Origin of the sequence: Pseudomonas sp. NPDC088322 (assembly GCF_044740745.1) — a bacterium.
GTDB classification, from domain to species: Bacteria; Pseudomonadota; Gammaproteobacteria; order Pseudomonadales; family Pseudomonadaceae; genus Aquipseudomonas; species Aquipseudomonas shirazensis.
The window spans coordinates 37124-52379 of record NZ_JBIURK010000001.1 but is presented as its reverse complement, the minus strand read 5'-3'; the positions used below and the strand labels follow the sequence as shown (position 1 = coordinate 52379).

Genomic DNA, 15256 nt, shown 5'->3' with positions numbered 1-15256 from the left:
CCATGTCACTATTGCAGATCAACAACCTCAATGTGCGCTTCGGCGATGCCTCGGCAGTGCCGGTGGTGGATGGCCTGGACCTGGCGGTCGATGCCGGCGAGATCGTCGCCATCGTCGGCGAGTCCGGCTCGGGCAAGTCGGTGACCATGATGGCCCTGATGGGCTTGATCGACGCCCCCGGCTGGATCACCGCAGACACCATGAGCTTCGCCGGCACCGACATGCTCAAGCTCAGTGGCCGCCAGCGGCGCAAGATCGTCGGCAAGGACATCGCGATGATCTTTCAGGACCCGATGACCGCGCTCAATCCCAGCTACACGGTCGGCTTCCAGATCGAAGAAGTACTGCGCCAGCACCTTGGACTGAAAGGCAAAGCGGCCCGGCAACGGGCCCTGGAGCTGCTCGAAAAAGTCGAGATTCCGGCTGCCGAAAGCCGCTTGCAGGCCTACCCTCACCAACTTTCCGGCGGCATGAGTCAACGTGTGGCGATTGCCATGGCCATCGCCGGTGAGCCCAAGCTGCTGATTGCCGACGAGCCGACCACGGCGCTGGATGTGACCATTCAGGCGCAGATCATGGAGCTGCTGGTCAACCTGCAACAGGAGCGCAACATGGCGCTGATCCTGATCACCCATGACCTCGCCGTGGTGGCCGAAACCGCCAAGCGGGTCTGCGTGATGTATGCCGGCCAGGCCGTTGAAGTTGGTCAGGTGCCTGAACTGTTCGACGTGCCCGCGCATCCCTACAGCGAAGCCTTGCTGGCGGCTATCCCCGAGCACAGCATCGGTGCCGAACGCCTGGCCACCCTGCCCGGCATCGTCCCCGGCCGCTACGACCGGCCGCAGGGCTGCCTGTTGTCGCCGCGCTGCCCGTATGTGCGCGACAACTGCCGCACGCAGCGACCAGCGCTCGAGCCCAAGAACCAGAGCCTGGCGCGCTGCTTCTATCCACTGAACCAGGAGGTGGCGTGATGACTGCCGTACTCAGCGCACGTGACCTTACCCGCCATTACCAGGTTTCTCGCGGCCTGTTCAAGGGCCATGCCCTGGTGCGGGCACTCAATGGCGTGTCGTTCGAGCTCGAAGCGGGCCAGACCCTCGCGGTGGTCGGCGAGTCGGGTTGCGGCAAGTCGACCCTGGCCCGCGCCCTGACCTTGATCGAAGAACCCACTGCCGGCTCGTTGCAGATCGCCGGCACCGAAGTCACTGGCGCCAGCAAGGAGCAGCGCAAGCAACTACGCCGTGATGTGCAGATGGTGTTCCAGAGCCCGTATGCCTCGCTCAACCCGCGGCAGAAGATTGGTGACCAGTTGGCCGAGCCATTGCTGATCAACACCTCGCTGAGCAAGCAGGAGCGCCGCGAGAGGGTTCAGGCAATGATGCAGCAGGTGGGTTTGCGACCGGAGCATTATCAGCGTTATCCGCACATGTTCTCGGGTGGCCAGCGCCAGCGCATTGCCCTGGCCCGGGCAATGATGCTGCAGCCAAAGGTGCTGGTGGCGGATGAGCCGACATCGGCGCTGGATGTGTCAATCCAGGCCCAGGTGCTGAACCTGTTCATGGACCTGCAGAAGGAATTCAACACCGCTTACGTGTTCATCTCGCACAACCTGGCGGTGGTGCGGCATGTGGCTGATCAGGTGTTGGTGATGTATCTGGGCAGGCCTGCGGAGATGGGGCCGAAGGCGGATATCTATGACAAGCCGCTGCACCCTTATACCCAGGCGTTGTTGTCAGCGACGCCGGCGATTCATCCAGACCCGTTGAAGCCGAAGATTCGGATTGTGGGTGAGCTGCCCAATCCGTTGAATCCACCAGATGGCTGTGCCTTTCACAAGCGTTGCCCGTATGCCACGGAGCGGTGCAGCAAGGAGGTGCCGGCGTTCCGGCAGGTGGGGACGCGGCAGGTGGCGTGTCATTACGCGGAGCAGTTTCTTTAGATAGCTGGGGCTGCTTTGCAGCCCTTTCGCGACACAAGGCCGCTCCTACAGACACCGCGAGATAACGAAATACGCGGTCTGAGCTGTAGGAGCGGCCTTGTGTCGCGAAAGGGGCGCAAAGCGCCCCCCGGTTTTATCAGTGCATGAAGATCGCGATCAAAATGATCACAGGGATCGGTACCCCAATCATCCAAAGCAGAATCGAGCGCATGGTAGTTCTCCTGGTCAGTTCAGTTGATTAGCGAATCGGCGCGCTGTTGGTGTGAACGGTACGGCGACCGACATAAGCCGCGTCGTCGACGTCGATCCAGCGAGCCTGATCACGCTGACGGCCACCAAACAGGGCAGCAAGGCAGGCGAAGAACGCGCCGCAAAGCAGGCCGATGAAGGTCCACAGAGCGGTCCAGGCAGCGACCTTGGCGGCGGTATCAGCGGCTTCTTGCGCAGCTACCTTGGCTTTCTGTGCATCCTGCTGCACTTCGGTATAGATCTGGTCGACGCGGGCTTCGGCCTCGGCCTGAGTCAGGCGGGTACGCTGAGCGACCAATTGCGCCAAGTAGGTACGGTCATCAGCAGACAGAGCACCGTCGTTGGCTACGGCACGGGCAACGATGCGACCGGCAACTGCGGTAGCAGCGTCGTCTGTTACAGGCGCTGGGCCTTCGCTGCGGAACAGGTTGTCGATGTAATAACCCATTGGGTCAGCATCGGTCTTGCCAACTACTGCGGTCGCAGCGGTAGCCGCGCCGCCCACTGCAGCTGCACCGGCCTGCGCGCCAGCGCTGAGGACGTTGCCGAGCATGCTGACGATCAGTACTGCGGTTACCAGAGTCGCCACAGCCCAGGCCAGGAAGCCATGCGCGGTGTCGCGGAAGTACACTTCATCAGCATGCAGATTGGCCCACTTGACCCGCAGGCGACCGGCAATATAGCCACCGGCGCCCGAAGCAATAATCTGCGTCAGCAGCAGCCAGATAATGGTCGAGATACCCAACGCCTTGGCACTGGCGCCCTCATGGGCCCATGGCGAAGTTGCAGCGAAGCCCAGGCCCGCGCCCAGGATCATCAGGATCAATGAAAGGGCCGCAGCAGCAGCGGCACCGGCGAAGATCGCCGCCCAGGACACGCCCGAATGGTTCGAGGCATCGGCGGCAGTGGGTGATAGCTCGGCAGTGGTAATCATGTGGCAGCGCCTTTTGTAGTTAGCAACGGTTCCGTTTGCTTGCACTTGCACTAGTGCAGACACTGTGCCAATTGCGACAAAAAATGACATCTATATAAATCAACTACTTACAAAAAAACGTATAGGGAAGATCGTGCATAAAACCCGAATGGCCATATACCACTCAGGGTTTCTGCAATGGGGCCTCGGCAACGCGCACTTGCCCGGCGCTGAGCGGCCCGGCACCATCACCCCATGACATCGATTACCCTGCCCGACGGCCCCGCCCAGACGCCCGTTACAGCCGACACCGTGCTGCGCTATCACCTGTGCTGGAAACACCGCGACCTCGACGGGGTGATGGCCCTGTATCACCCCGACGTCGAGTACCACGACTTCTTCCAGAACCGTGTAATGGGCCATGCCGAGCTGCGCGAGTACGTACGCGCCTGCCTGCCCCGTGAAGCAGGCGAAGACATCATTCACAGTGACCGCATCAGGGTCGACGGCTGCACCGCTTTCATCCAGTACGAGGTCACGGTGCAGGGCGGCGATGGCCTGACTGCGTTTCACTCCAGTGAGGCGATCACCGTCAAGGACGGCTTGATCTGGCGGGTCAACGAATACGCCACACTGGTCCGTCAGGGCAGCAAGAGCATCAGCAACGGCGGCCTGCGCCCTGCCACCAGCCGGCTGGGCCTGTCACCGCGTCAGCTGAGCACCATGGCACAGGATCTTGAGCATTACTTTCAGCGCCAGCGGCCCTACCTGGACCCTGAGCTGGACCTGCAACAAGTGGCCAAGGACAGCGGCTACAGCCGCAATCAGATTTCCTACCTGCTTAATCAGGTGCTCGGCCAGAGCTTCTATCGCTACGTCAACCAGGCGCGTCTGCAGCACCTGCTGGCCGGGCTCGACGGCAGCAGCGGCGGTGCCACCATGGATGCGCTGGCGTTCGGCGCCGGTTTCAACTCGCTGTCGGCGTTCTACAAGGCGTTTCGCGAGCACACCGGGCTGTCGCCCAAGGCTTACGTAAAACAACTTTCGCTGCGTGCACGCACGTAAGACAGCCGCCGCCAGCACAACCTAGGATCAGCCACAGACCTTACCGATGTGGAGCTGCACCTGATGCAACCCTGGCGCACGATCAGCCTTTGGATGGACCAGCTCGACGAGCCCCTCGACGCCCGCCCGGCCCTGGCCAAGGACCTCGATGTCGACGTGTGCATCATCGGCGCCGGCTACACCGGCCTGTGGACCGCTTATTACCTGAAACAGCAGGCGCCGCAGTTGAGCATTGCCATTGTCGAAGCCAACATCGCCGGCTTCGGTGCCTCCGGGCGCAACGGCGGCTGGCTGATGGGCAACCTGCTGGGCGAAGACCGCCTACTCGCTACCCTGTCGCCGCAGCTGCGCCGCGCCAGTATCGACCTGCTGCATGGCATCCCTGACGAAGTGCACAACGTGCTGCAGCATGAAGGCATCGACTGCGACTACCGCAAAGGTGGCGTACTGTACTGCGCAGCGCGGTATCCGGAGCAGGAGCGCAGCCTGCGTGCCCACCTCGACGAGCTCTACCGCCAGGGCATGAACGAAGACGACTACCGCTGGCTGCGTCCTGAACAACTGGATGCACAGCTGCGCGTTAGCAGCCCTTACGGAGCGATCTTCAGCCCGCACACCGCCACCATCCAGCCGGCCAAACTGGTGCGCGGCCTGGCCCGAGCGGTCGAGCGCATGGGCGTGACCATTTACGAGAACAGCCCTGCGCTTGATCTGCAGCCTGGCATGGTGCGCACGGCCCATGCCAACGTCCGCGCCCATTGGCTGGTGCCGGCCGTGGAGGGTTACGCAGCCAGCCTGCCGCCGCTAGGCAAGCACCAATTGCCGGTGCAGAGCCTGCTGGTCGCCACCGAGCCGTTGCCGGAGTCGACCTGGGAGCAGATCGGCCTGAACCAGGGGCAGGCCTTCAGCGAGAACAGCCGCCAGGTCACCTACGGCCAGCGCACCGCCGACAACCGCCTGGTGTTCGGTGCGCGTGGTGGCTATCGCTTTGGCGGCCGCCTGCGCGAAGACTTCAACCTCAAGGACCACGAGATCGAGCTGCGCCGCTATCTGTTTGGCGAGCTGTTCCCGCAGCTGAAAAACGCCCGTATTACCCATTCCTGGGGCGGCAACCTGGGCATGGCCAGGCGCTTCCGCCCGCACATGCTGTGTGATCGTCAGCGCGGCATCGCCCTCGCCGGCGGCTACGGCGGCGAAGGTGTAGGCGCGACCAACCTGGGCGGGCGCACCCTGGCGGCGCTGATTCTTGGCCAGCACAACCAGCTGACCGCACAGCCCTGGGTACACGACAACTGCCCGCTGACGAGCCTGGCGAGCTGGCCGCCCGAGCCCTGCCGCTGGCTGGGCTACAACGCGATCATCCGCAGCTTCGTCCATGAAGACCGCACCCTCGCCAACCCCGCCAGCGCCCCCTGGCGCCGGCGCCTGGCCAGCGGCGTGGCCGACTTCATGGAAGGCTTCATGCACTGACTTGCCCTTTTCTCAACACAGGATTCACTGGTCATGAACATCACCCAGTTCAAACACACCGACAGCGCCGTACTCGAGGAATCCAACCCGGTCGCCGTGCCGCACGGGGAGCCAGTCGCCGTGACGTCGGTGACCAGCGTCGAACGCAGCGATGGGGTCGAAACCGGTATCTGGGAGTGCACCCCAGGGCGCTGGCGCCGGCAAATCGTGCAGCAGGAGTTCTGCCATTTCATCAAGGGCCGCTGCACCTTCACCCCTGATGGAGGCGAACCGCTACTCATAGAAGCCGGAGACGCACTGATGCTACCGGCCAACAGCACCGGGATCTGGGACATCGAAGAAACCGTGCGCAAGAGCTATGTATTGATTTTCTGATCGCTGATCGCCTCTGCCGTCCTTCGATAACAACACACAAAGCAAGGTACCCCGGACATGCGCACGCTTCTAATCGCTCCCCTGATGCTCGCCGCTTGTGTCAGCAACGCCGCCGAGTCGGTAAAGATCTACAACTGGTCGAGCTACATCGCCCCCGATACCCTGAAGAACTTCCAGCAGGCCAGCGGCATCGTGCCGACCTATGACGTGTTCGACAGCAACGAGACCCTCGACGGCAAGCTGATGACCGGCAACTCCGGCTATGACGTGGTGTTCCCGTCGAACCACTTCATGGCCCGGCAGATTCAGGGCAAGGCCCTGAAGAAGCTCGACAAGAGCCAACTGCCCAATTGGCAGAACCTCAATCCGGTGCTGCTCAAGGCGCTGGAGGTCAATGATCCGGGCAACCAGTATGGCTTCCCCTACCTGTGGGGCAGCACCGGCATCGGCTACAACATCGACAAGGTCAAGGCGGTGCTCGGCGACAACGCGCCGGTCGATTCCTGGGACCTGATCTTCAAGCCCGAGTACATGAGCAAGCTCAAGAGCTGCGGTGTGGCGGTGCTCGACAACGGCCCCGAGCTGTTGCCGATTGCCCTGCACTACCTCGGCCTGCCGCACCACAGCCAGGATCCGAAGGACTACGAGAAAGCCAAAGAACTGCTGATGAAGGTGCGCCCGTACATCAGCTACTTCCACTCATCCAAGTACACCGGCGACCTGGCCAATGGCGACGTGTGCGTGGTGGTTGGCTTCTCCGGCGATGTGCTGCAGGCGAAGAACCGCGCCGAAGAGGCCAAGAACGGCGTCAAGGTTGGCTATTCGATCCCCAAGGAAGGTGCGCCGATGTGGTTCGACATGGTCGCCATGCCAGCCGATGCGCCCGACGAGAAGCAGGCCTACGCCTACATGAACTACCTGTTGCAGCCTGAGGTGATGGCCAACATCAGCAACCATGTGCAGTACGCCAACGGCAACCTCAAGGCCGACACGCTGGTCGACCCTGCACTTAAAAGCAACACGATGATCTACCCGAGTGACGATGTGATGGGCAAGCTATACGCACTGGAGGCGATGCCCGCCAAGATCGACCGCATTCGCACTCGCCTGTGGACCAGTATCAAAGCCGGTAACTGAACAGCATTGGGGCCGCAGATGCGGCCCCAATAATCAGATCAGTGATGTTCCCGCGTGGCGCGGAATTTCACGTCCGGCCAGCGCTCTTCCATCAGCGCCAGGTTGACCCGGGTCGGGGCGAGGTAGGTCAGGTGACCGCCGCCATCGACGGCGAGGTTTTCCACGGCCTTGGTCTCGAATTCCTCGAACTTCTTCTTGTCGTCGCAGCTGATCCAGCGCGCCGACCAGACCGTGATTGGCTCGTAGCCGCACTCGACCTTGTACTCTTCCTTCAAGCGGCTGGCGACCACGTCGAACTGCAGCACACCGACCGCACCGAGGATGATGTCGTTGCTGCGCAGCGGGAAGAACACCTGGGTCGCGCCTTCTTCGGCGAGCTGCTGCAGGCCCTGGCGCAGCTGCTTGGATTTGAGCGGGTCTTTCAGCCGCACGCGGCGGAACAATTCCGGGGCGAAGTGCGGGATGCCGGTGAAGCCTAGGCTTTCGCCTTCGCTGAAGGTGTCACCGATCTGGATGGTGCCGTGGTTGTGCAGGCCGATGATGTCGCCGGCAAAGGCTTCTTCCAGTTGCTCACGCTCGGAGGAGAAGAAGGTCAGGGCGTCGCCGATGCGTACGTCCTTGCCGGTGCGCACGTGGCGCATCTTCATGCCCTTTTCGTACTTGCCCGAACAGATGCGCATGAAGGCGATGCGGTCGCGGTGTTTCGGGTCCATGTTCGCCTGGATCTTGAACACGAAGCCGGTGAATTTCTCTTCGACCGGCTCGACGGTCCGCTCGTTGGCTACGCGCGCCAGCGGGCGTGGCGCCCAGTCGACCACAGCGTCGAGCACATGGTCGACACCGAAGTTGCCCAGCGCGGTACCAAAGAACACCGGAGTCAGTTGGCCGTTGAGGAACTCTTCCTGGTTGAACTCGTGGCAGGCGCCTTGTACCAGCTCCAGTTGCTCAAGGAAGCGATCGTACTCGTCACCCAGGTGCGCGCGGGCTTCATCGGAGTCGAGTTTCTCGATGATCTTGACCTCGGTGCGCTCGTGACCATGGCCTGGGGTGTAGACGATGATGTAGTCGCCGGCCAGGTGGTAAACGCCCTTGAAGTCGCGGTAGCAACCGATCGGCCAGGTGATTGGCGCGGCCTTGATCTTGAGTACCGCTTCGATCTCGTCGAGCAGCTCGATCGGGTCGCGGATGTCGCGGTCGAGTTTGTTGATGAAGCTGACGATCGGCGTGTCACGCAGACGGCAGACGTCCATCAGGGCGATGGTGCGTGGCTCGACGCCTTTACCACCGTCGAGCACCATCAGGGCCGAGTCGACCGCGGTCAGGGTGCGGTAGGTGTCTTCCGAGAAGTCTTCGTGGCCCGGGGTGTCGAGCAGGTTGATCATGTGTTCGCGGTAAGGGAACTGCATGACCGAGGTGGTGATGGAGATACCGCGTTGCTTCTCCATTTCCATCCAGTCGGAGGTGGCGTGGCGGTCGGACTTGCGCGACTTCACGGTACCGGCGACGGCAATGGCCTTGCCCATCAGCAAGAGTTTCTCGGTGATGGTGGTCTTACCGGCGTCGGGGTGGGAAATGATTGCGAAAGTGCGGCGCTTCGCGACTTCGGCGGCCTGGTTGGTCATGGGAAATCGCCTGAATGGGGATCGAAAAAAGGGCGCAGATTATACCCGAAACCGCCCATAGACCCAAACACAGCCGCAGCGCCCTGCCCAGCGGCGTAAGCCATCAGCCAATGCCTGACCAGCCGAGTTTTTTGCAGCCACACCGGCAAATGTCCACGAAGCGGCCCAGCGTAGGTATTTCAACGCCTGCAGAGGATAAATCCGCTGTTTTGTCGCGCCATAAATTGGCCTTGCCAGTGATTAACACTGGCCAACTGCCGCTGTAGATGGGAACCTTTGCGTCCCCGGAGACGTCCACCCCCTGCTGACCATTGCAGTTTGGGGCTGGTAATACCTGCATTTTCGAGCCCGACGGGGCTTGGCTCATGGCATGTCCGCGCAGCTTTGCTGAGCGCCACGCTGCTACTCGCGATCACTCTGCCCGCCGCCTGCACTGGCCGCGCTGCGCAGCACTGTTCGCCGACGACAAGAAAAGGAGTCCACCTGTGGCTAGACGCTACGGAAAAGGGCTGATGGGATGGGCCACCGCGCTTGTCATCCTGGCCCTGCTGATCCACTGGATCGGCCTTGATACGATCGCGCGTTATCGCGACGATCTGTGGTTTTACCTGCAAGCGCACCTTGTGCTGGTGCTGGCTTCGATGGCGGCGGCGTTGGCCGTGGGCATCCCCGCCGGGATTGCCTTGAGTCGACCGCACCGGGTCGACAAAGCCGAGCGCTTCATGCAGTTCTTCAACGTAGGCAACACCATCCCTCCCCTGGCCGTACTGGCCATCGCCCTGAGTTTTCTGGGCATCGGCGCAGGCCCGGCGATCTTCGCGCTGTTTCTCGCCTCCCTGCTGCCGATCGTGCGCAACACCTACGAAGGCCTGAAAAACGTCCCCGCCTCACTCAAGGAAGCCGCTACCGGCATCGGCATGACTCCGCGCCAGCAACTCTGGCAAGTCGAACTGCCCAACGCCGTGCCGATCATTGTCGGCGGCGTGCGGGTTGCTCTGGCGCTGAATGTCGGCACCGCGCCGCTGGCGTTTCTGATCGGCGCCAACAGCCTAGGCAGCCTGATCTTCCCTGCCATTGCCTTGAACAATCAGCCACAGCTACTGCTCGGCGCGGCCTGCACGGCGGCGTTGGCGTTGTTGCTGGATGTGCTGGTGAGTTTCTCCAGCAAACGCTGGCTGGAACGCGGTCTGGCTCAATAAGTAGAGGGAACCCATGAGAAAAACCATCGCCTTGTTGCTTGGCGCGGGCCTGCTGTTGGCAGGATTTGCCCAAGCGGCGGAAAAACCGCTGATTCGCATCGGTGCCCGGGTGTTCACCGAGCAGACGGTACTCGCCGAAATCACCGCGCAATACCTGCGCGCCAATGGCTTTGCCGTGCGCGTGACCGGCGGCCTGGGCAGCAGCCTGGCGCGCCAGGCGCAAGAAACCGGCCAGCTCGATTTGATGTGGGAATACACCGGTGTGTCGCTGGTCTCGTACAACCATATCGACGAGCGCATGACCAGTGCCGAAGCGACCTACGCCAAGGTCAAACAGCTGGATGCGAAAAAGGACCTGATCTGGCTGACCCCGTCGCGGTTCAGCAATACCTACGCCCTGGCCCTGCCCAGCAAGGTCGCCGAAAAGTATCCGCGGGTGCGCAACATCAGCCAGCTCAATCAGGTGCTGCGTGACGAGCACAAGCGCAAGCATCTGGTCGCGCTGGACACCGAGTTCGCCAATCGCCCGGATGGCCTGGTGGGCCTGAAAGAGCTGTACGACCTGCAGGTCGGCCGCGCCAACATCCGCCAGATGGATGCCGGCCTGGTCTATACCGCGCTGCGCAACGATCAGGTGTTTGCCGGCCTGGTGTACACCACAGATGGTCGCCTCAACGCGTTCAATCTGACCTTGCTGGAAGACGACAAGCACTATTTCCCCGACTACACCGCTGCGCCGGTGGTACGTAAAGCGGTGCTCGACGCCAACCCGCAACTGGCCACCCTGCTCAAGCCGCTGGCCGAGCAACTGGACGACGAGACCATGCGCCAGCTCAATGCCAAGGTCGACGTCGAACACCAGAGCCCGTCGGTGGTTGCCGCTGCATTCCTGCGTGAGCACCCGCTGCCCGGCACTGCCGACAAAGAGGTACAGCCATGAGCCTGTTCGATACCTTTGCCCACCTCGACTGGGCGCTGGTGCTGCAGCTGACCTGGCAGCACATCACCCTGGTCGGCATCGCGGTCAGCCTGGCGATTGTCTTCGGCGTGCCGCTGGGCATTCTGATGACACGCTTCCCGGTCCTGGCCGGCCCACTGCAGGCCAGCGCCACGGTGCTGCTGACCATTCCCTCGATTGCCTTGTTCGGCCTGCTGCTGCCGTTCTACTCCAAGTTCGGCCAGGGCCTGGGCCCATTGCCGGCGATCACGGCGGTGTTCCTTTATTCACTGCTGCCGATCCTGCGCAACACCTACCTGGCCCTGACCAACGTCGAACCGGGCATCCGTGAAGCCGCCCGCGGTATCGGCATGACCTTCGGCCAGCGCCTGCGCATGGTCGAGCTGCCGATCGCCGTGCCGGTGATCCTCGCCGGGGTGCGCACCGCCGTGGTGATGAACATCGGCGTAATGACCATCGCCGCGACCATCGGCGCCGGTGGCCTGGGTGTGCTTATTCTGACTTCCATCAGCCGCAGCGACATGTCGATGCTGCTGGTCGGCGCGGTGCTGGTGAGCCTGCTGGCGATTGTCGCCGACCTGCTCCTGCAAGCCCTGCAACGTGCCCTGACTCCACGAGGACTGCGCTCATGATCGAATTGAAGAACCTCAGCAAGACCTTCCATGCCAACGGCAAGGACGTCAAAGCCGTCGACTCGGTCAACCTGACCGTCAACGAAGGCGAAATCTGCGTGTTCCTCGGCCCGTCGGGCTGCGGCAAGAGCACCACCTTGAAGATGATCAACCGCCTGATCACACCGACCTCAGGCCAGGTGTTCATCAACGGCGAAGACACCACCGGGCTGGACGAAGTCAGCCTGCGCCGCAGTATCGGCTATGTGATCCAGCAGATCGGTCTGTTCCCCAACATGACCATCGAAGAGAACATCACCGTAGTGCCGCGCCTGCTCGGCTGGGACAAGCAGCGCTGCCACGACCGCGCGCGCGAACTGATGAGCATGATCAAGCTTGAACCCAAGCAGTACTTGCAGCGTTACCCGCGCGAGTTGTCCGGTGGCCAGCAACAGCGCATCGGCGTGATCCGCGCACTGGCCGCCGATGCGCCGGTACTGCTGATGGATGAACCGTTCGGCGCGGTCGACCCGATCAACCGCGAGATGATCCAGAACGAGTTCTTCGAGATGCAGCGGGCGCTGAACAAGACCGTGATCATGGTAAGCCACGACATCGACGAAGCGATCAAGCTGGGTGACAAGATCGCTATCTTCCGCGCGGGCAAGCTGCTCCAGCTGGATCATCCGGATACCCTGCTGGCGCACCCGGTGGACGACTTCGTCAGCAACTTTGTCGGCCAGGACAGCACCCTCAAGCGGCTGCTGCTGGTGCGCGCCGAGGACGCCGCCGACAACGCGCCGTCGGTCAGCCCGGAAACACCAGTGGCCGATGCGCTGGAGCTGCTCGACGAGCACGACCGCCGCTATGTGGTGGTGACCGACGCGGCGAACAAGGCGCTGGGCTATGTGCGCCGCCGCGACATGCACCGGCAACAGGGCACTTGTGCTGACTTCCTGCGGCAGTTCAACGCCACCGCTTCGCACGATGAGCACCTGCGCATCCTGTTGTCGCGCATGTACGAGTTCAACCGGGCGTGGTTGCCGGTGCTGGACGCCGAGCAGGTGTTCCTTGGCGAGGTGACCCAGGAGTCGATTGCGGCCTACTTGAGTTCGGGGCGCTCTCGCGGCGCCAAGACCAGCATCGTCTCCCCGGCCGAGACGGTGGCTTCCTGAATCAACGGGGGCGTCTGTGATCGGGCGCCCCCGCTGTAGTAACAAAAAATTTATGCTTTTTTTGGCCACTCGCAGGCGCTGACTGTGTGGCCATAAATGTGAACACTCCCTGCCTCGACGTGTGATCCAGCGAACCACTGACCAACGGTCTCCAGAGCTTACTTGCGGGTTCTTGCAGTGAAATATCACCGACCTGCAATGAACACAGCTTTTCAGGGGTTCGCCGCCAGATCCCTGCCTGTTCCACAATTATTTACGTTTGAGCCTGCTCAGGAACATCTGTCGGTAATACGAGTCGGTTATTCCAGTAACTGCTCGTCGATCCGCGACGAACAGGTGGGGATTGCCTGTTGATCTTGCCTGGTTCACGCCCTAAAGTGCGCGCCGAACGTCCATGCTGGAAACGATCCATCCGGCTCAAGTACTGACGACGAGACAGCAGGCGCAACCATGCGGTTGGCCTTTTTGCTTTCGGCGACATGCCTTGGGAAGTAGGCGAACCAAAGTGGGGATACGGAGGGCGTTCAGTTTGCAGCCACTTTCTTTTTCAGTTTGCCCATGGAGTCCTTGAGCATGTCGATTCAAGTCGAAGATTATTTCGCACGTGACACCTTCCAGAAGATGAAGGCGTTCGCCGACAAGCAGGAAACCCCGTTTGTGGTCATCGATACGCAGATGATCAGCAAGGCCTATGACGACCTGCGCGCCGGTTTCGAGTTCGCCAAGGTCTACTACGCAGTCAAGGCCAACCCAGCGGTCGAGATCATCGACCTGCTCAAGGACAAAGGCTCGAACTTCGACATCGCCTCGATCTACGAGCTGGACAAGGTCATGAACCAGGGCGTCAGCCCGGACCGCATCAGCTACGGCAACACCATCAAGAAGTCCAAGGACATCCGCTACTTCTTCGACAAGGGTGTGCGCCTGTACGCGACCGACTCCGAAGCCGACCTGCGCAACATCGCCAAGGCTGCGCCGGGTTCCAAAGTCTACGTGCGCATTCTCACCGAAGGCTCGACCACTGCCGACTGGCCGCTGTCGCGCAAGTTCGGCTGCCAGACCGACATGGCCATGGACCTGCTGATCCTTGCCCGTGACCTGGGCCTGGTGCCTTACGGCATCTCCTTCCACGTCGGCTCGCAGCAGCGCGATATCAGCGTCTGGGACGCCGCCATCGCCAAGGTCAAAGTGATCTTCGAGCGCCTGAAGGAAGAAGACGGCATCGTTCTCAAGCTGATCAACATGGGTGGCGGCTTCCCGGCCAACTACATCACCCGGACCAACAGCCTGGAGACTTACGCTGAAGAAATCATCCGCTTCCTCAAGGAAGACTTCGGCGACGACCTGCCGGAAATCATCCTCGAGCCGGGCCGTTCGCTGATTGCCAACGCCGGTATTCTGGTCAGCGAAGTGGTGTTGGTTGCGCGCAAGTCGCGTACCGCGGTCGAGCGCTGGGTGTACACCGACGTGGGCAAGTTCTCCGGCCTGATCGAAACCATGGACGAGTCGATCAAGTTCCCGATCTGGACCGAGAAGAAAGGCGAGATGGAAGAAGTGGTGATTGCAGGGCCTACCTGTGACAGCGCCGACATCATGTACGAGCATTACAAGTATGGCCTGCCGCTGAACCTGGCCATCGGTGACCGCCTGTACTGGCTGTCGACCGGCGCCTACACCACCAGCTACAGCGCAGTGGAGTTCAATGGTTTCCCACCGTTGAAAGCCTACTACCTGTAAATCATAAACGGGGCCGCAAGGCCCCGTTTTTGTATGTAAACGCAGCGCTTTGCTAGCCCAGCTCCCGCTGGCGCAGCTCCTGCGCAAACACTGCCGCCTCCTCAGCCAGCAACCGTCCAGCACCTTGCAGAGTCAGCACTGCACTGCGCAGGAAGTTGACGTTGCCTTGCACCCGCGCACGCGCCAGCCAAGGCCGCGCCTCGCCCAACTGGCCACGCTCGATCAGCACCATGGCCAGGCTGAACATACCGCGAAAATCCCCAGCCTCGGCCGAGCGCTTATACCAGCGAAACGCCCGCGCTGGGCTGGCAGGGCCGGCGATGCCTTGTTCCAGGTAACGCCCATAGAGGTTCATCGATTTGGCGTGGCCCAGATGTGCAGCCTTCTCGTAGCAGGCCAGCGCCAGCTTCTGGTCAAGCTCGACACCGCGCCCGGTGGCCAGCAGGTTGCCCAGGTTGTACCAGCCCCAGTCCAGCCCCTGCGCGGCTGCGCGCTGGTACTGCACTGCTGCGCCAGGCAGGTCGGCCGGCCCGCCCCAGGCGTGCTCCAGGCAGCGCCCAAGCATGTTGTGCGCCATGCCGCTGCCGGCGCGGATGGCAATGCTGAACCATCGCCGCGCCAGCTGCGGATCCTGCTCGATGCCGCGGCCATCGAGCAGGATCTGGCCCAGCAACAACTGCGCCTCACTGACGCCCTGCCCGGCCGCTGCCAGGATCGCTTGGGCGGCCTTAGCGGGGCTGGCTTCGAGCATGGCTCGCAGCGCTGTGACATCCACGACCTCATCGCGGCGCAACGTATAGGACATG

Annotated in this window: 14 protein-coding genes; 11 read left to right on the top strand and 3 right to left on the bottom strand. The window is 61.9% G+C overall.

The features are described 5' to 3' along the window. Positions 1 to 2 precede the first annotated feature (2 nt). Both ACIOAU_RS00250 and ACIOAU_RS00245 read left to right on the top strand, forming a co-directional pair. Positions 3 to 971: an ABC transporter ATP-binding protein gene (locus ACIOAU_RS00250; protein ID WP_150570799.1), complete on the top strand. Its 969-nt coding sequence runs from the start codon at positions 3 to 5 to the stop codon at positions 969 to 971. Next, entirely contained in the window at positions 971 to 1939 is a 969-nt protein-coding gene (locus ACIOAU_RS00245; RefSeq protein ID WP_101316745.1) for a peptide ABC transporter ATP-binding protein, read from the top strand. Before ACIOAU_RS00250 ends, ACIOAU_RS00245 begins: the two co-directional genes overlap by 1 nt. Positions 1940 to 2177: 238 nt before the next feature. On the opposite strand, the gene ACIOAU_RS00240 is transcribed toward ACIOAU_RS00245, so the two are convergent. Next, entirely contained in the window at positions 2178 to 3122 is a 945-nt protein-coding gene (locus ACIOAU_RS00240; RefSeq protein WP_150570798.1) for a hypothetical protein, read from the bottom strand. Positions 3123 to 3356: 234 nt separating this feature from the next. Between ACIOAU_RS00240 and ACIOAU_RS00235 the strand changes: the two genes are divergently transcribed. The 4 genes from ACIOAU_RS00235 to ACIOAU_RS00220 all read left to right on the top strand — a co-directional run bounded on the left by ACIOAU_RS00235 (position 3357) and on the right by ACIOAU_RS00220 (position 7148). Continuing rightward, complete coding sequence (locus ACIOAU_RS00235) at positions 3357 to 4166, top strand: nuclear transport factor 2 family protein (RefSeq protein ID WP_150570797.1); 810 nt, start codon at positions 3357 to 3359, stop codon at positions 4164 to 4166. A 63-nt stretch (positions 4167 to 4229) separates the two neighbouring features. Next, a complete protein-coding gene (locus ACIOAU_RS00230; protein ID WP_401179255.1) occupies positions 4230 to 5636 on the top strand; it encodes an NAD(P)/FAD-dependent oxidoreductase in 1407 nt (468 codons plus the stop codon). A 33-nt stretch (positions 5637 to 5669) separates the two neighbouring features. Beyond that, complete coding sequence (locus ACIOAU_RS00225) at positions 5670 to 6011, top strand: cupin domain-containing protein (protein WP_401179252.1); 342 nt, start codon at positions 5670 to 5672, stop codon at positions 6009 to 6011. A gap of 57 nt (positions 6012 to 6068) precedes the next feature. Beyond that, positions 6069 to 7148, top strand: coding sequence for a polyamine ABC transporter substrate-binding protein (locus tag ACIOAU_RS00220; RefSeq protein WP_101316737.1), 1080 nt, complete (start codon positions 6069 to 6071; stop codon positions 7146 to 7148). A 38-nt stretch (positions 7149 to 7186) separates the two neighbouring features. Here ACIOAU_RS00220 and ACIOAU_RS00215 read toward each other — a convergent pair whose 3' ends face one another. Further along, entirely contained in the window at positions 7187 to 8770 is a 1584-nt protein-coding gene (locus ACIOAU_RS00215) for a peptide chain release factor 3 (RefSeq protein WP_101316735.1), read from the bottom strand. Positions 8771 to 9282: 512 nt separating this feature from the next. Here ACIOAU_RS00215 and ACIOAU_RS00210 point away from each other — a divergent pair. From ACIOAU_RS00210 to ACIOAU_RS00190, 5 genes are all read left to right on the top strand, one after another. Further along, complete coding sequence (locus tag ACIOAU_RS00210; protein ID WP_219860630.1) at positions 9283 to 9969, top strand: ABC transporter permease; 687 nt, start codon at positions 9283 to 9285, stop codon at positions 9967 to 9969. A 13-nt stretch (positions 9970 to 9982) separates the two neighbouring features. Further along, a complete protein-coding gene (locus ACIOAU_RS00205) occupies positions 9983 to 10909 on the top strand; it encodes a glycine betaine ABC transporter substrate-binding protein (RefSeq protein ID WP_401179247.1) in 927 nt (308 codons plus the stop codon). Then, positions 10906 to 11559, top strand: coding sequence for an ABC transporter permease (locus ACIOAU_RS00200; RefSeq protein ID WP_101316729.1), 654 nt, complete (start codon positions 10906 to 10908; stop codon positions 11557 to 11559). The genes ACIOAU_RS00205 and ACIOAU_RS00200 overlap by 4 nt, the downstream gene beginning before the upstream one ends. After that, positions 11556 to 12713, top strand: a complete 1158-nt coding sequence (locus ACIOAU_RS00195; RefSeq protein WP_101316727.1) for a betaine/proline/choline family ABC transporter ATP-binding protein — start codon at positions 11556 to 11558, stop codon at positions 12711 to 12713. The genes ACIOAU_RS00200 and ACIOAU_RS00195 overlap by 4 nt, the downstream gene beginning before the upstream one ends. Before the next feature lie 573 nt (positions 12714 to 13286). After that, positions 13287 to 14450 carry a type III PLP-dependent enzyme gene (locus ACIOAU_RS00190; protein WP_101316725.1) on the top strand — a complete coding sequence of 388 codons (1164 nt, stop codon included), beginning with the start codon at positions 13287 to 13289 and terminating at the stop codon, positions 14448 to 14450. Between the two features lie 52 nt (positions 14451 to 14502). On the opposite strand, the gene ACIOAU_RS00185 is transcribed toward ACIOAU_RS00190, so the two are convergent. Further along, entirely contained in the window at positions 14503 to 15255 is a 753-nt protein-coding gene (locus tag ACIOAU_RS00185; RefSeq protein WP_401179242.1) for a tetratricopeptide repeat protein, read from the bottom strand. Between the last annotated feature and the right edge of the window lies 1 nt (position 15256).

Bases quoted from the DNA above. Each gene is read 5' to 3' on its own strand.
- ACIOAU_RS00250 (WP_150570799.1), top strand. From the start codon at position 3: ATGTCACTATTGCAGATCAACAACCTCAATGTGCGCTTCGGCGATGCC.
- ACIOAU_RS00245 (WP_101316745.1), top strand. From the start codon at position 971: ATGACTGCCGTACTCAGCGCACGTGACCTTACCCGCCATTACCAGGTT.
- ACIOAU_RS00240 (WP_150570798.1), bottom strand. From the start codon at position 3,122: ATGATTACCACTGCCGAGCTATCACCCACTGCCGCCGATGCCTCGAAC.
- ACIOAU_RS00235 (WP_150570797.1), top strand. From the start codon at position 3,357: ATGACATCGATTACCCTGCCCGACGGCCCCGCCCAGACGCCCGTTACA.
- ACIOAU_RS00230 (WP_401179255.1), top strand. From the start codon at position 4,230: ATGCAACCCTGGCGCACGATCAGCCTTTGGATGGACCAGCTCGACGAG.
- ACIOAU_RS00225 (WP_401179252.1), top strand. From the start codon at position 5,670: ATGAACATCACCCAGTTCAAACACACCGACAGCGCCGTACTCGAGGAA.
- ACIOAU_RS00220 (WP_101316737.1), top strand. From the start codon at position 6,069: ATGCGCACGCTTCTAATCGCTCCCCTGATGCTCGCCGCTTGTGTCAGC.
- ACIOAU_RS00215 (WP_101316735.1), bottom strand. From the start codon at position 8,770: ATGACCAACCAGGCCGCCGAAGTCGCGAAGCGCCGCACTTTCGCAATC.
- ACIOAU_RS00210 (WP_219860630.1), top strand. From the start codon at position 9,283: ATGGGATGGGCCACCGCGCTTGTCATCCTGGCCCTGCTGATCCACTGG.
- ACIOAU_RS00205 (WP_401179247.1), top strand. From the start codon at position 9,983: ATGAGAAAAACCATCGCCTTGTTGCTTGGCGCGGGCCTGCTGTTGGCA.
- ACIOAU_RS00200 (WP_101316729.1), top strand. From the start codon at position 10,906: ATGAGCCTGTTCGATACCTTTGCCCACCTCGACTGGGCGCTGGTGCTG.
- ACIOAU_RS00195 (WP_101316727.1), top strand. From the start codon at position 11,556: ATGATCGAATTGAAGAACCTCAGCAAGACCTTCCATGCCAACGGCAAG.
- ACIOAU_RS00190 (WP_101316725.1), top strand. From the start codon at position 13,287: ATGTCGATTCAAGTCGAAGATTATTTCGCACGTGACACCTTCCAGAAG.
- ACIOAU_RS00185 (WP_401179242.1), bottom strand. From the start codon at position 15,255: ATGTCCTATACGTTGCGCCGCGATGAGGTCGTGGATGTCACAGCGCTG.